At 36.5% G+C, this 15206-nt stretch carries 9 protein-coding genes; 3 read left to right on the plus strand and 6 right to left on the minus strand.

What is annotated here, in order from left to right; translation table 11 throughout:
- Positions 1-65: 65 nt before the first annotated feature.
- Positions 66-1151 carry an anthranilate phosphoribosyltransferase gene (gene trpD / locus CK510_RS13780; protein ID WP_095722247.1) on the plus strand — a complete coding sequence of 362 codons (1086 nt, stop codon included), beginning with the start codon at positions 66-68 and terminating at the stop codon, positions 1149-1151.
- 135 nt (positions 1152-1286) lie between these two features.
- On the opposite strand, the gene CK510_RS13785 is transcribed toward trpD, so the two are convergent.
- The 3 genes from CK510_RS13785 to CK510_RS13795 all read right to left on the minus strand — a co-directional run bounded on the left by CK510_RS13785 (position 1287) and on the right by CK510_RS13795 (position 5750).
- Positions 1287-2801 (minus strand): serine/threonine-protein kinase, encoded by a 1515-nt coding sequence (locus CK510_RS13785; RefSeq protein ID WP_095722248.1) that lies wholly within the window; start codon positions 2799-2801, stop codon positions 1287-1289.
- Positions 2802-3090: 289 nt separating this feature from the next.
- Positions 3091-4284, minus strand: coding sequence for a DUF1822 family protein (locus tag CK510_RS13790; RefSeq protein ID WP_095722249.1), 1194 nt, complete (start codon positions 4282-4284; stop codon positions 3091-3093).
- 227 nt (positions 4285-4511) lie between these two features.
- Positions 4512-5750, minus strand: a complete 1239-nt coding sequence (locus tag CK510_RS13795) for a sigma-70 family RNA polymerase sigma factor (protein ID WP_095722250.1) — start codon at positions 5748-5750, stop codon at positions 4512-4514.
- A 760-nt stretch (positions 5751-6510) separates the two neighbouring features.
- On the opposite strand from CK510_RS13795, the gene CK510_RS13800 reads away from it, so the two are divergent.
- A complete protein-coding gene (locus tag CK510_RS13800; protein ID WP_095722251.1) occupies positions 6511-8667 on the plus strand; it encodes a caspase family protein in 2157 nt (718 codons plus the stop codon).
- A gap of 42 nt (positions 8668-8709) precedes the next feature.
- Here the strand turns inward: CK510_RS13800 and CK510_RS13805 are convergent, their stop codons facing one another.
- On the minus strand, positions 8710-9597 hold the full coding sequence (locus CK510_RS13805; RefSeq protein ID WP_095722252.1) for a c-type heme family protein: 888 nt from the start codon (positions 9595-9597) through the stop codon (positions 8710-8712).
- A 285-nt stretch (positions 9598-9882) separates the two neighbouring features.
- Between CK510_RS13805 and CK510_RS13810 the strand changes: the two genes are divergently transcribed.
- Complete coding sequence (locus CK510_RS13810) at positions 9883-10740, plus strand: phosphate/phosphite/phosphonate ABC transporter substrate-binding protein (RefSeq protein WP_095722253.1); 858 nt, start codon at positions 9883-9885, stop codon at positions 10738-10740.
- Positions 10741-10935: 195 nt separating this feature from the next.
- Here the strand turns inward: CK510_RS13810 and CK510_RS13815 are convergent, their stop codons facing one another.
- Together CK510_RS13815 and CK510_RS13820 are read right to left on the minus strand one after the other, a co-directional pair.
- The gene (locus CK510_RS13815; protein ID WP_095722254.1) at positions 10936-14271 is read right to left on the minus strand and encodes a ferritin-like domain-containing protein; all 3336 of its coding nucleotides are present in this window, start codon (positions 14269-14271) and stop codon (positions 10936-10938) included.
- A gap of 263 nt (positions 14272-14534) precedes the next feature.
- Positions 14535-15206: flavin monoamine oxidase family protein (locus CK510_RS13820; RefSeq protein WP_211293191.1), on the minus strand; the 672-nt coding region annotated here is incomplete at its 5' end.

Consider the following 15206-nt stretch of genomic DNA (forward strand, 5'->3'; position numbering starts at 1 on the left):
CAAAGTCAACAGCCCAGGCTGAAACGGTAAAAAAATGATCAAATAATATATTTGGAGGTTAAATAATGGTAATAACAAATGTTGAACAAAATTGGTCAGCAATATTGCAACAATTACTCGATCGCGAATCACTTTCTGTTTCCCAAGCATCGGATTTGATGCATGGTTGGTTGGAAGAAGCGATTTCTCCTGTGGTATCGGGTGCAATTTTAGCTGCAATTCAAGCTAAAGGGGTATGTACCAAAGAATTGATAGGAATGGTTGAGGTTTTGCATGGACAATCGGTAAAGCCAAATTTACGGGATAAAATCATCAATCATCAACCTCTGGTAGATACCTGCGGAACTGGTGGAGATGGAGCATCAACCTTTAATATTTCCACTGCTGTGGCATTTGTTGTCGCAGCTTGTGGGGTAAAAGTCGCGAAACATGGGAATCGTTCAGCATCGGGTAAAACGGGTTCTGCGGATGTTTTAGAAGCTTTGGGTGTGAATTTAAATGTGAGTCCAGAAGTTGCTCAATTAGCATTAGAAGAAGTCGGAATTACCTTTTTGTTTGCACCAGATTGGCATCCCGCATTAAAAGCGATCGCACCTTTAAGGAAAGCTCTCAAGGTACGCACTGTCTTTAATTTACTTGGTCCTTTACTGAATCCATTATCACCTACTGGTCAGGTAATTGGTATTAATAATCCTGCTTTATTGGAAACTTTTGCCGAAGTTCTCAACCATTTGGGAATTCGCAGGGGAATTACATTACATGGACGAGAAAGGTTAGATGAAGCTGGATTGGGGGACAAAACTGATTTAGTTGTATTGGCAAATAAACAAATATATCGAATCGAATTAGACCCAAAAGATGTAGGTGTAAATTCAGCCCCTATTTCAATGTTAGCGGGTGGTGAGGTTAAGGAAAATGCCGAAATTCTCCAGGCTGTTTTGCAGGGAAAAGGCACAAAAGCACAACAAGATGTGGTAATTTTAAATGCTGCTTTAGCGTTATACGTTGGTGAATTTGGTGAAGATATTAAATCAGATAGCGATGATTTTATTCAGGGTTTTACTAATGCTGTAGTCACTGCTAGGGAAGTGATTCAAAGTGGAGAACCTTGGAATAAATTGGAGCAATTAGCCAAGTTTGGAAACAAGTAGAGACGACCCGGTGGGTCGTCTTTAAACAACACCCACCGTACAAAGATTATGAATTATCAATTATGAATTGTGAATTATGAATTGTGAATTATGAATTATTAACTACTAACTTCTAGACGACCCACCGGGTCGTCTCTACGTGCAAATAATATATTTACCAATACTTTCTTTGAATTCTTTTGCCCTTTGTGTACTAGGAATTTCTGATACTAATGTTTCAATCAATTCATGAGTGGTTAATTCGGGATTTTTTGCTAATGTATCTTCAAGGATTACTTTAGCAACAGGTCCAATAAAACTGGTCAATTCTTGATGGCAATATTTGAGAAATTCTGGATTATTAATTGCAGAATTGTTTTCTACTGATTGCTGAGAATAAGCATGAGAATTAACTGAAATTTCATTTATTGAATTGTTGAAAATTTGTGATTGATTTACTGTTGGAATTTTAATTTTATTTCTAAATTCTTTTGCACGTTCTTCGTTGGGGATTGCATCGCTAATCGCATCAATAAATTGCTCTGCTGTAAAATGTGGAGATTTGTCTAATGTATGTTGCATTAAAACAGTCGCAAATGGTCCCACAAAACTAATTAATTCTTGCTTACAATAGTCTAAAAATTCCGTATTTATAGAGATTGGTGCTTGTGGATGTAATTTTGTTGGTGATTCGCTCTTGAGTGTAAATGAAGGTGAATTTGTGTGAGTTTCTTGTGGTTTCGATTGAGTTTTTTGTTTTTGGAAAATATTGAATGGTGTTTTTTGAATAAACTGATTAATTGCTGATTGATTTGGTTGATTTTGATTGCTGAGTTCAAGTAAAATATCGTTTGCCGATTGGAAGCGATCGCTTGGTTTATCTACCAGCATTTTGTCGATAATCTTCGCAAATGATTTACTGACGTTGGTATAACGTTGCCATTGCCAGTTTAATGATTCATCTATTAATAAATATGGCATTCTCCCAGTCAAAAGCACAATCGCACAAACTGCTAATGCATAAAGGTCGCTACTAGGGTAACATTGTCCTAAGCGTAATTGTTCTGGGGGAGAGTAACCAATTTTACCCACGACTGAACCTTGCAGTGAATAGTGGCTATTATTCGAGTTAGTGGAAAAAAATTGTGTAAGTTTCTCTTTTACAACTCCAAAGTCAATTAAAACAGGTTGAGATTTACAATCGGGAAGCATGATGTTATCTAATGAAATATCCCGATGAATAATCTTGCGTTGATGGATGTATTCTAATATTGGTAATATTCCTTGTAACCAAGTTTTAACTTCATCTTCCGAGAATGCTTTGCCTTTTTGAGAAATGCGATCGCACAGTATCTGTGAGTATGTTTTGCCATCAATATATTCTTGAACGATAAATAACCGTTTTCCATCTGTGACGGAAGCGAGAAATTTAGGTATTTGGGGATGTTCTATTTGATACAGTACTTTTGCTTCTCGCTCAAATAGTTCTTTCGATTTATTGATAATTTCTTGTTGAGTGGTTGCTGGAACAAACTCTTTTAAAACGCAGGTTTCACCAAAACGATGTTTGTCAAATGCCAGGTAAGTTCGTCCAAATCCCCCTTGCCCAAGAAGTTTGTCAATCAAGTAACGGTTATTAATTAGTGTTCCTGCGGGAATTTCGGAAATCATTGCTATCCAATTTTTTAAAGTAAATGCTTATATCTATTAACACTGTTGTAATTTTGGATTTATGCAAATTACATTATATTTGACTAAATTATCCATCATTTAGAGACGATAGCAATGCTATACTCCGAGCGGTTAGGCATCAGTTCTACTACCAAAAGCTAATAAAATAGACACTCACAGCCATTTAGAAAGTCCCATTTTTAATAGTTATTAGTATACCTCTCTACAGATTTCTTTATTCACAAATAATTTGAATGAATCGAGAATATTATTTGATATTTTCATACCTTTAAACATATAAAATTTCCCGTTCAAATCCTTCGGGTATTGGTTCTACTTCCCATACTAACCCTTCTATTTCATCTCCAAGTGCAACTTCAAGATAAAGTCTTTCTACAATTTTTTTGGCATCTACTTCATTATTTGCAAATGGCTGTAAATCTGCTGTCAAAAGCCTTAATTTAAAACCGGGAGGAATCAGTTGAGCTTTCGTTGCATTTCGCAATTCAAAACGCCAAATTCTATCGGCTAGATTATCACTTTTGGGTTGGATTTGTAATTCATACATTTCTCCAGCAATCATCAATCTACGTACTAAAATTGGTAATGCTGATACCACATCCGCACTTCTCGAACCTGCAAAATCTGCTTGCGAATCTACTGTTACCCAACCAAATTTTTGAGCAACTTCAGATACTCCATTTTGCAACCATTCCCCGACATTCCATTGATTATTAATTGTTGCTTGTTGCTTTCCTTGACGTTGTTCATATAAACGCTGTCTCCAACCTCCATGCTCTAAAATTGCTCCCCAAGTGGTAAATGGTACTTTCGTGCGTGTAACAATAACTTTGGGGTTTCCTAAACGTTGTAATAAGCTTTCTGCTTGTGCGATCGCGAGTGTTGGTAAAGGTGCTATTTCTGCTCTGGTTGCTTCTTTCACACCAAGTTGAGATGCTAACCAGATAATGTTGAGGTTGGAAATTAAATCTTCGGCATTTAATGAATAGCTTCTGTCATTAGTGTCGTAATTACCTTTTTCTTTTAACTGTTTGTGGGTAGTATATCCCCAAATTCTTATGCAATTTTCCTCTAGATTGACTTGTACTCCCAAGTAATAATCTGCAACCCAACTGGGGATATCTAGCCACTCTTGAGGAACGCGAATTTCGTCGAGTTCGGTTGCTTCTGTGGGGATTAATACTAATTTTTTCGAGCCAAAACTAATGCTTGTACCGTTAACAGCTTCCCAAATACTTGGTAAGGTGACAAGATTGGGAAATGGGGTAGCTTTAATGTTATGTTCGCTGTGCAACCAAGGTAAAAAAGCATTCAAAGTTAAACGGTTAAGATAGGCATTCCAACGACGATTAGATGTTGAAAAATCTTGGCTTTGCTGCCAATTTTTTGTTTTGTCATTTTCGGAAATTTCCAACCATAAATGTCTGGTATCTATTCTCGGTAATTCATCTGGGGTAAACATAATTTTAAAAAGGAAAGGGAATCGAAACAGAACAAGAAAAGGAGAAAGATTAAAAATTGAAAAAACACTTTTTGATATAGTATAGTTTAGTGGAAATAAACCTACTATATTAAATTGCTGAAAAGTTTATTTTATCGGTTTTCTTTTGCCCTTCGACAAGTGACACAGTGAGTTTGCCGAATTGCTCAGGGTAACACCTTTTACTTTTTTCCTTTTACCTTGTTGTACTAGGAATTTTCACCAAGTGGCATTGAATTACTGCTGTAATGATTTTGTAACCATTCCTCCAAAATAGTGCTGACATAATCTAGTACCGACGAATTTAGGGAGATATGCATTGATTCTTGACACCAAGTCGCTAGCTTGATTAATAGTGTATCTTTTGTCTTACTCAGTCTGCGGGAAACGGTGTACTGCTTCATTTCTAACTCCTTTGCTATTTGCTGCTGAGTCAATTCCTGACTGTAATAGAGTTGGATAATTTTTTGCGCTTCGTTGTCCAATTCTTTAATTGCTGTGACGATAAAATCGCTAATTTGCTGCCTCTGCAATTGCCGCTCATTTTTCTCCTCTACTGCAATCATTTCTGTTAGTATGGATTCTTGCTGAAGTTGGGGAAGAATATCTTGAAGTTCTCCAGCATTATCGCTGTTTGTCGCAGCATTAATGGAAGTCATGCTGGGATACAAGTAACTACGAACTGCTTTTGCACAAGTTACTAACCATTTTTCAACGGTTTCCGAATTGCTTTCTTTTCCAGATACAGATAATTGGGTATGACGTTCCAAATTATACAGTTGAGAAATCGCTTTCCAAGTTGCTTCATCTGGTTTTGGTAGTCTGCGGGTTCCCGTGGGTTGTTCTGGTGCGTATAATTCGATGTAGCATCTCCAAACTAAGACGTAGCTAGGAATCATATCCGCACCATATCCGGCATTTTGCAAAGATTCAACCAAACGCTTGTGAGATAGCTTTCGTAATAATCGCCAATTTGTGCAAATCTCAATTTCATTTTGCGATCGCAATATTTCTTTGAGTTCGCAACTAAACACGACACTACCGTAATTTTTGAGGTTAAAACCCACATCTGGTTTAAATCCTTTCAAAACCTTGTCAACCCGCATTATTGCCATTTGGAAGCAATCAGACAAGCTATATTGCCCAGATGAATTCCCTTGCGCTGCTTTTTGTGCGACTTTCTGAGCAGACCAATAACATACCTCTTGGAGGTATGATACTAAATGTTGTTTTCCCAAGCTCTGAGCCGGATTTTGAACGGAATTATGCCATTGTTTATACCAGTAAGATATCCAGAAATTTTCCGAAGTTTCTGGTTGCGGTAGACTTGCTTGGCAATTTACCATGCTTCGACGCAACCTCGCATCGATTGCCCAACCAATTGCTCTATCTGCATCTAATTCTAAGAAAGTGGTAAATAATTCTATAATTCCCTGACGCGATCGCATAATTCTTCACACTCTTTACTGCATATTATGTTTAAGCTTGCTCTAATAAGAATAACGGGGGTGTTTTACCAAATACCTCGCCATTATCAACTTGATTTTGTATATAAGTAATTACTACTCTAAAACTTAACTCAATTTCGGAAAAATAGTCAAATTATTACGATCCAATTTGAGTTATTTATAGTGATACTGCTCTGTACTAAAGCTAGATATAGCAATTTGGTGTTTCCTGAGCTTATAAGTCTTAAATTTAGTGAATTACAATCATCTTGCGCTGTTATCACTCATAATTTAAAGTTGTCTCTTGGTCAAAATAAAAAATGCTAGTATTATTAACTAATTAGTTAATCAACAATATGGTTATATAAGTGCGTTAAAAGTAAACCGTAATCTCATAGTGTAACAATGTAAAAATTTTCACTACGTGATTTCTCAATTTCATACCTGAATTCAACAATAGAAAAAATATTAAAACAATTCGCAATTCGCAATTATGTTTTGTAACGGAGAGAAGTTTGTGGGGACGGAATACGACACACAAAACTACCCTAGCCCTTTCTAGGGCGGCAACGGGAACGCGTAGGCGCTGCGCTTGCTTCCACGGAGTGGTACGCCTTCTCGTAGAGTAGCACGAACGGAGGATTTTACACCGACACAAAACACGCTGCCTTTCTATTGCTGGGGAATTAAACAGAACAAGCTTGTTAAGTTATTAACTGAATTATTAACTAAATTATTAACTAAATAGTTGGGAAAAACTATGGCTCCAATTGGTATCCGTTCCAGTCATTCAACAAAAATATTGACAAGTGGAGAAGCCAAACTATGGATATTATTAGTTGGTGTTAATGAATATCAAGATATTCGTTTACCATCTTTACGCTATCCATCTGTAGATTGTCAGGGGTTGGGAGAAGCACTTACGAAAGCAACTCAAGGTTTTCCCAATAAGGAAGTAATAATTTATCACGATTTTGCAACACAATTACCCACTATTGAAAGTATTCGTCAAAGTCTAGAAAAAATTGTTTCCCAAACTCAACCCCAAGATTCTATCCTGTTATATTTTTCTGGTCATGGGATGTTAGAAGAAAAGTCACAACAAGCTGTACTTTGCTTCCGGGATACCCGCACAAATGACTTATTAAAAACTGGATTAGCTTTGCAAGAATTGTTGCAAATGCTAGGAAATAGTCGTTCCCATCAGCAAATGCTGTGCTTAGATACCTGCCATAGTGGTGATATGAATTTGCTCAAAGTAAATGGAAATGCCAGAGATGTAGCAATTCCCGAAACAGCAAATCCGGCACCTCAGATGATGGATGTATTGCGACAACGTGCGTCAAAAAGTAAAGGATTTTGCGCTTTACTATCGTGCGATCGCGGACAAAAGTCTTGGGAGTTTCCAGAATTAGGACATGGTGTATTTACTTATTTTCTGATGCAAGGTTTGCTAGGAGAAGCAGCAGATCAACATGGTGTCATTGAAGCAGATGGGTTGTATAAGTACGTATATCGGCAAACTTTGGGATACATTGATAAAGTGAACGAGCAACTGCGTTTAGTCAACCAACAAAAGCGCGATCGCGGTGATTATAAACTTTATCCCGAATATCCTTTACAAACACCAAAAAGAATTGTTGAAGGGGTTGGAGAATTAGTTTTAGGTTTCAAATCAGAAGAAAATGCTGTATCTAAAAAACTGCGACGGGGATTAATTATTGATGGATTTACAAATAATAAAAAGACACTTGAGTTAGTTGATATATTCGGAAAATCTGGTGGATTTCAACTTGAATATTCCCATACTATTAATGGCAATTTAGCAGAAATTCGAGTAAAGATTAAGGAATTAATTAGTTGGTCAGAAATAACAATTAATCAATCTCAGACTCAATTATTTGTTAGAAAGCATATACCGACATTATTATTATATTTACGTGGTTATATTGAAGAAATTGAAGATGGAGAAAGCTGGTTAGTTTTATCAAATAGAGTGCGTTTAAGTCGTTCTTGGTTAAGGCAGGAATTACGACGTATAAACAAAGCTAAACAAATAATTATTCTTGATTGTCCCAATGTAGATAGTTTGAATGTAACATCTCTACAGGAATGGGTAGAAGATTTACAATGCAATACGGAATGTGGACAATGTATTATTGCTGCTGCTGCAAATGTAGAAAAACCAGAAGCATTTTCACAAATAATTTTAGAAACCCTCAATGCAGTAAATTCACAAGTTGGTTTACCCTCTGCAAGATGGATTGCTGATTTACAAAAGCAGTTATCTCCTCAAGGAATTAAGTTATATACATGGCTATCTGATACACAAGCAATTATTGATATTTTACCTGGAAATATTTCTATTATTAATTCTATTTCTCCAGTTTCTTCACAGTTGAACGGGAAAAAAGCAGAAGCACAACAGGAAATATCACCTCAGATAATTAAAACAAAATCAGAATCCCTTTCCTTTGAAAAATTAATCATAGATTCACAACAGTATACCCAACTAGAACAACTATTAAAACAGTTAATTGGACCAATTGCATCGACAATATTACAACCAGCTTTAGAAGAAGCATTAAACTTAGAACAATTAATCGAAAATTTAGCTGCGTACTTACAATTCGACCAACAAAAGTATTTTAAACAATATCTAAAAAATATCATTTTAAAACCATTAGCAGCATCTCCAACAAAATTGGGTGATACCTCAACTATTGACGCTAACTTGATTAATAAATGTACAACCGAATTAGCTCAGATAATTGGTCCAATTGCGAGTTTTATCGTTCAAGAGGAATTAAAATTGTCTCCGAAAGTGTCGCGATCGCAATTTATTAAAAAGCTGGCAGAACAAATTACTGAACCAGCTAAAGCAGTTGAGTTTGAGAAACGAATGTTAGAACAATAAACATTTAGACGCGATATATCTCGTCTAAATGTTTATTGTTTTCTACTCCTTATTTCCCAACATTTTCAAAGCAATTTCTAAACTATATTTCATCCGATTGAAAGCTTCAGCTAAAGCACCAATTTCATCTTTATCTTGCTTACCAAAACTAGCATCCACATCACCAACACTAACCTGTACTGCTACCATTGCAATTTTTTGAATTCGCTGTAAAACCGATTTTTTTAATAAGAGATTAATCACTACAATAATTGCTGTAAAAATACCAATCAAAACTCCTGAAATAAGCAAGAAAGAACGATTTGCACTAGTAAATATCTCTTGTGCAGGAACATAAATAATTTGAGTTGCCACAATGTCATTCAACTTCCAACCAAAACCATGTTCTCTTCCATAGGAATTTAATTGGCTTTTGGGAGCATTTTCGGGAATGCTATGACAGCGTAAGCAACTTTCCTGTTCTATTTTAAAAGGTTTTGCTGTATAAAACAGCTTTTCTCCTGATATGGTTCGGAAACCAGATGTCGTCATTGAAGCTGGATTTTGAATAAATTCTTTGACTAAATTAGTTTCAAATTCGTCTGCTTTATCCCGCAAATTAGTTGGATTTAATGTTGCATCTTTATAGAGAAAATTACTATAGTCTTTTTTCTTGCGAAAAGTTTCAAAAATTTCTCTAGCTGAATATGAGGGAATTGATTCGGGAATAAATTTTTCTTGGGTATCTGATATTGGCATTAGCAAAGGTTGAACTCTGTCATTAGTATATGTCCTGACGGAGTTAGCTATTTCCATTAAGATTACGGCTTTAGAAGATAATTCATTTTCTGCCTTATATTCGAGTACCTTGGAGAGTGCTGTACCACTAATCAATAGTCCAACAACAAAAACTATGACCAAGATTAAGTTAACTTTAGTACCGATTTTCATAATTTTACATTTGGATTAAAGTTGGATATTTTCTTTTCAAATTCAGTAAATATTTGCTGATTAAAGCTTGCTAATTAAAAACAAATCAACATAATAACTCTCAAAAGTAAATTTTGTTTTTTCTTTATTTTTTTATCACATTAAATTATATTTACACATGATTGTACTATATCTTAATTGTAAATATTTATTTATTTTTTCTTGCTTTTTATTTACAAATATTGACCCCATAACTTCTGTTGTATACTGTGACAAGAAAATAACTATATATATTATATATACTCAATGACATCATTATTTTCGCGACGTTCGTTTATCTTACAAATGCTATTTTTAATGGCAGCTTGTGAAGCTCAGAAAACATCTACAAAGCAGCTAGAACTGGTTGTTGGTGTGGTTAAGTATGGAGATGCAACAAAAATTATTGAAAAATTTTCCCGGTTTCGTACATATTTAGGTGAGAAAACCCAAACAGTGGTTCAATTAGAACCAACTTTTAATGAAAATGCTGCAATAGAACGAATAAAACACCAAAGTTGGTCATTAATTTTTGCTCCTCCTGGTTTAGCTGCATTGGCAAAGTCTAATTATAAATACGATCCAATTTTCCCCCTTGAGATAGATATTAATTCCCGCGCTATTTTAATTGTTCACAAAGATAGTAAATTACAAGAAATCAAAGACTTACAAAGTAAAGTAATTGCATTAGGAACTCCCGGTTCCGCAGCTGGTTATTATTTTCCTCTCTATAATCTTTACGGTTTGACATTAAAAGAAGTTTTATTTGCTCCGACTCCAAAAACAATACTTGAATGGGTATCACAAAAAAAAGTAGAAGCTGGTGCATTATCGCTGGAAGAATTCAATTTATATCGCACTCAATTTCCTAATACCGATTTTCGCATACTATTTACCGACCCTAAAATTGTTCCAGCAGGTTCTATTTTGATTGGGGAAAATGTCGATCGCACTCAAAAAGACTTAATTCATAAATATTTACGGGAAGCTTCTCCAGTTCTGATTCAAGAATTAGGATATGTCCCCAATGGAAAAATTCCCGATTATAGTCACATGATTTCTGTGATTCAAAGAGTGGCACCTCTTGATAAACTTCTTCATTCTCAACCTGTGCGGTTATTTTAAGTAGACAGAATTCAAAATTAAAAATGCAGAATATACTTTATTAAACCTCTGCATTTAAAAATAAAACCAAACAATGTGAATAGAACCTCCTCTAAGAAAATAAAATCTTCAAATCATATACCTACCAACACTATCACGCGAAGGGTGGGGAGACCCCACCCCTACAATTATGGAGAATTTATTTTTTGATGTTCCCTAATGCAATAAAGACTGAGGATTATTTGCTAAATCCTCAAAAAACTTAGCATAAAACTCAAACATCTCACACACAGTATTAGGAATAACCTGACATTCCCTCGCTTTATATCCTAATTCCGTAAATTTTTTCGAGATTACTCCCATTGCTACCTCAGGATTGGGAATATAACTAGGAGAATCGATTTGAAAGGAAGCACCAGCTGTTTTGCCACGCTTCCCAGAAGGTAGACTCATTAATAATTCTCCCAAAGGACGCATCATTCCTGTCATCACATCAATTCCTGCATTCATTAACTTAGAACGTCGCAGACTTCCCGTTGGCGTTAAACCAAAATGCTGTACCATCAACAACGTCATGAGGAAATAACATTCATTAAATATTTCCATCACAGTGCGGGTTTCGGCAACAGTAACAACGTTAGTATTATAATCGCGATCGCACAAGGAAGGATTACGTAAAGCAGGGTAAGAGGGATTCCAGGGGATTTTGTATCCTGTTTCCGGTTCTATGGTTTGTTCTTGAGCTAACGCATCTGCCAAACGACGGAATTGTTGGTAATGCGATCGCTCAAATTTTTCTGATTCTGTGTGACATCCTTCCCCTTGTTCGACAATTACATCGATTGCAAACAAAGCGCTATTTAAATCATCGACTTGTAACTGGTAATCGGGATGCTTTTGATTGGTGCTGGAGCGCATAAATAAGCGATGTTCTCCACCAACATTACCTTTTTTGACGACGAATAAATCGGGAATGTTTTGCAATCCAGTACGAATTTGGCTGTATAGTTCACTGAGAGAACCATAACTGTGCAATTCGCAATTTAATTGGGGGGAATTGTTGAGAAAGTCGGGCATTTCCAAAGTCATAAACCGTTGCAGGGAAGCTACATTTAATGGTTCAAGGGCAAAGTCAATATCGATGGGAAAACGTCGATTTAGTTCTTGCCAATTGGGTACGGCAGGATAAAAGGGTTCTCCAATTGCCATCAATATATTGTTTACCATTAAAAAGTGAATCATTTCCTCACGGGAAATTTCTAATAATACTCCCCGCATTCCGTAGTTATGTACTTCTTTGCCGTCTCCACAAGCTAATTCGAGTTGTTGGTGAGTCCATAAACCGCGATTTACATATTCTTTTCCTGTGACGTAATTGGGAACGGAATAACCTGCATAGATGTATTGCAGCATCACTGCAACTTCTAATTCTGCTGCTTGTTTTAGTGCTGCAACTAATTCGTCACGGGTTTGGATGGTGCGTTGGGTTTGTATTGGTTCGGGTTGGATTGGGGGAATATAACCAACTTGTTGTTGATTGTGTAGAAATTTCCGTAATAAGTTTGTTTTTGGTTGGGACATATCGCGACTGGGGGGCATATAGTAGGTTTTAGATTTGTTTTTTGGATCGGACATTTGCCACATTAATCTTGCGTAGGTTGCTACTTTACATTGGTCAGCTAGACTAAATACATCGACTTTCATGAAGGAAAAACTAAATTCGTAAAAAGCGAGGATATGTTTGTAAATTAAGTCGAAGTCTACTGCTTTATCTGGGATTTCTTCTAAGTGCCAATCGTTGCTCATTACTCTTACTGCGAAGAATCCAGAACCTGACCAAAATCCGAGTTTGTCGTCGTTGTCGTAGGCTATTTCTGCTTGTTTAATATGATTTGTATCGCCCAAAGATGCAGAGACGCAAAGAGGGAGAGGGTTTGTGGTTAGTAATATTTTGGCGGTTCCTGGGTTTGCTCCACGTAATGTTACCGAGGCATGTCCGGAAGGGTTGGTGGAGATTATACATGTGGATGTAAAGTTAGCTTTTTCTGGGATTTTTCCTGGTTTGAAATGGACTATTTCTATTGCTGAATTGGGGGGGGATTCGTGTTTAAGTTGGGGAAATGCTCTGGGATTATAAAATTGAATTAGATTAATGTCTTCAACTGCTGCGGGAATACCTCTAACAAAGGAATGTACTTCTAATTCAATTGCATGTTCTTCACCAGATTTCCAATTTGGATATTCAATAAATAAACAAGCATCATCTATTTGAAGGTTGATTTCTTGTTCTTGTAAAAGAATTATTTGCTGTCCATTTTCATCTGTTCCGAGAATACACAATCCCTGATTTTCTATCTCTTCTACTAATTTTCCAGTTAAATCTCCAACTAATTCTCCTAACTGTTCTGATAGGGGAATATCAACAATTCCACTAGTTAGAGAATGTGCTTGTTTTTGATATGCTTCTTTGGGAATAATGGCAATGAGTTTATGGGTTTTTAGAGTCCGTAATTCCAAATCACCCAAATTCAACTTAGAATTAATTTGATGAGTTGGTCCCATTTCTGGTTTTACAGTACGTCCAATTCCCGGTACTGCTGTCACCATGTTTAAACTGACACCTTGGAGAGTAATTTGTAGAGTCAGATTATTTAACTTGTTTAATAACTTAGGTGAATCAGGAAGACTTTGAGGAATTAATAATCTACCATGTGGATAAGTACGCAATTCATCTTTACACCATAACCCAATCGTACCGTGGAGTTCCCAAAAAGTCGGAGAATCGGGTTGCATGGGAGCAGACATATTACTGATACTAAATTGCACCACCAAACCTAATGTATTTGGATGCTGCATTTGCGATCGCAACATGGATACAGTGGGGGAAGTCTCAATTTCTTCTCCCCAAATAAAGTCTTCTGCATCTTTGGGAATCGCAAATTGAAAGACAGCAGCACGTTGAAACTGGTTATTTAAACAATGTTCTGGTAAATCCCGCAGATGATGAAAATCTTGCCATCTTGCTAACTGCATTCCTGTAATTGGTGCGGAAACCATATAAGGAACTTCGTGGGAAACTCCCTGTCTGCCAAAAGCTAATTGACCCAACATAATTGTATCAGTCCAATTCGATGCGGGGTCACATTCAAAAAAACGAGCGCGATTTACTGTGGTTTTGACGTAATCATTATAATGTCCCCACAAGTCAACGCTACGTCCTACAACTGGGTCATTTTTGTCAATTTCGCCAAATTTGCGCTGAGTACTAACTATTTGCGCTTCAATCAAAAAATGTCCATTCCCACCAAAATCATGTCCCATTGCCATGCTAAAAGCGCCATTTTCATCGAATTGTCCTGCTGAGTTGTAGCGAGAACCTAAATTGTGGAGATATTCGTGATAGATGGATGCATTAACGCTGCTGTCAACGGGTTCACCATTCATATATACAGTATTATTAGCAACATCCACGTTACCATTTTTATGTCCTGTTGGTGCGTGGATGCGAGCAAAGCCTTGGAAGTGAAGACGGGGAAAATCTAGGATACTCATAGGTATAGGGAATAGAATAAAAAGAACCTCTCCATTTGTATTTAGCGGAGAGGAAATTGAACTTATGCAATTAAATAGAATAATAATTTAGAAATTAAAGAATCAAATATAGACTAGGCAAGGATTTTAAAAATACTCATAATTAAACTTTCTCAGCATTACTCCGCGAACCTCTGCGCTAACCTAGAAAGTTTAAATAATTCCTAGAAATCTGGCTTGAGGTAGATGCATTGTCAAAACCAGATTTCCTCAACTCAAGATGATTAACCAACAAGACTTGTCTCCAACTGATTTTGTTTGACTTTGACATTTCCCAAACCGATGAAGGAAGTAGATACAGACTCTGTTGATACGATGTCATATACTGCTTCAAGCGCAGATTCAATCGAACCTTGTAACCAAGCTGGATATTTCGAGCAATGTTCCCCAGCAAAGAAAAGATTATTTTGAGGTCTTGCAGCTTCCAAATAACTAATGGTATGGTTCGACTCATCAGACATATCATCGCTCCAATGTACAGTACAACCACCAGCACTCCATTTATAATTACCCCAAGCGATGGATGCCACATCAGTAATCATTCCCTCAGCTTGTAATTCCGGATGAACCTTTCCAACGGTATTTTTGACAAAGCTATGACGTTCCTGTTCCGACATATTACCCATGCGAACCGCATCATCACCGATTGTATAGCTCGCTAACATCACACTACCACTGTTAGGATTAAATTTTACCGATGGATAATAGGTTTGACGTACACCTTCACCACTAAACGATGCACCACCTTTAATTCCTTGTTTTTCCCAAAAAGCTTGTTGGGTATGGAATGCGACTTTTGTCGCTGGGCAGTAAATTGTATCTTTGATAGATGCTAACTTTCTTTCGTCAAATCCTTCTAGTTCCATCTTCCGCAATACGGAGAAAGGAATTGTACA

Origin of the sequence: Brunnivagina elsteri CCALA 953, assembly GCF_002289455.1 — a bacterium.
GTDB lineage: Bacteria > Cyanobacteriota > Cyanobacteriia > Cyanobacteriales > Nostocaceae > Brunnivagina > Brunnivagina elsteri.

Coding starts and splice junctions, on each gene's coding strand:
- CK510_RS13790 (WP_095722249.1), bottom strand. CDS start 4,284: ATGTTTACCCCAGATGAATTACCGAGAATAGATACCAGACATTTATGG.
- CK510_RS13815 (WP_095722254.1), bottom strand. CDS start 14,271: ATGAGTATCCTAGATTTTCCCCGTCTTCACTTCCAAGGCTTTGCTCGC.
- CK510_RS13800 (WP_095722251.1), top strand. CDS start 6,511: ATGGCTCCAATTGGTATCCGTTCCAGTCATTCAACAAAAATATTGACA.
- CK510_RS13785 (WP_095722248.1), bottom strand. CDS start 2,801: ATGATTTCCGAAATTCCCGCAGGAACACTAATTAATAACCGTTACTTG.
- CK510_RS13805 (WP_095722252.1), bottom strand. CDS start 9,597: ATGAAAATCGGTACTAAAGTTAACTTAATCTTGGTCATAGTTTTTGTT.
- CK510_RS13795 (WP_095722250.1), bottom strand. CDS start 5,750: ATGCGATCGCGTCAGGGAATTATAGAATTATTTACCACTTTCTTAGAA.
- trpD (WP_095722247.1), top strand. CDS start 66: ATGGTAATAACAAATGTTGAACAAAATTGGTCAGCAATATTGCAACAA.
- CK510_RS13810 (WP_095722253.1), top strand. CDS start 9,883: ATGACATCATTATTTTCGCGACGTTCGTTTATCTTACAAATGCTATTT.